This window comes from Mitsuaria sp. TWR114 (assembly GCF_007997345.1).
Genome location: NZ_VOSR01000010.1, coordinates 1 through 667, shown reverse-complemented (window position 1 = coordinate 667; position 667 = coordinate 1). Strand labels below are relative to the sequence as shown.

2 protein-coding genes and 1 pseudogene are annotated in these 667 nt (G+C 73.6%); all 3 read left to right on the top strand.

From position 1 onward, the window contains the following. The first annotated feature begins 6 nt into the window (after positions 1–6). A complete protein-coding gene (locus tag FUT87_RS31530) occupies positions 7–72 on the top strand; it encodes a hypothetical protein (RefSeq protein ID WP_404935336.1) in 66 nt (21 codons plus the stop codon). Positions 73–135: 63 nt separating this feature from the next. Beyond that, a complete protein-coding gene (mdcC, locus tag FUT87_RS00685; protein WP_147239753.1) occupies positions 136–459 on the top strand; it encodes a malonate decarboxylase acyl carrier protein in 324 nt (107 codons plus the stop codon). Positions 460–536: 77 nt separating this feature from the next. Next, a pseudogene (locus FUT87_RS30165) lies at positions 537–667 on the top strand (biotin-independent malonate decarboxylase subunit beta); the annotation flags it as partial.

Below are 667 nucleotides of genomic sequence, written 5' to 3'. Positions count from 1 at the left end.
CGCGGCATGCGCGACCTGGTGCGGGCGTCCGGCGGTCTGTACCGACCACCGAAGCGCTTCCGCAACTGGTGACGCCGCCGGACCGCGCGAGACGCCCCCGACGCCACGACGCCACGCCCCACGACGAGGACTCCCATGACAGCCATCCCACCGGGTCTCGAGACCCTGGACTTCCGCTTCGCCGGCACGCGCGCCGTGCCGGCCTTCGCGCCGGTGCTGGTCGGCGTGGTCGGCTCCGGCAACCTCGAGGTGATGCTCGAGCCCGGGGACGGCGGCGACTGCGCGGTGCATGTGCAGACCTCCGCGCGCGGCTTCGCGCCGGTCTGGCAGGCGGTGCTCGACGACTTCCACCATCGCCACGACCTGGCCGGCGTGCGGGTGTCGATCAACGACATGGGCGCCACACCCGCCGTCGTCAGCCTGCGCCTGGACCAGGCGGTGCAGGAGCTGCGGCCATGACGGCGACGACGCCCACCGCCCACGCAAACGCCGTGGCCGCGAGCGCCGCGTCCACAAGTACCGTGTCCACAAGCGCCGTGGCCGCGAGCTCCTACGCCGAGTGCAGCGCGCGCGAGCGGCTCGCGCAGCTGCTCGATCCCGGCAGCTTCCACGAATGGCTGCCGCCCGCCGAGCGCGTGATGAGTCCGCACCTGGCGCAGCTCGGCGT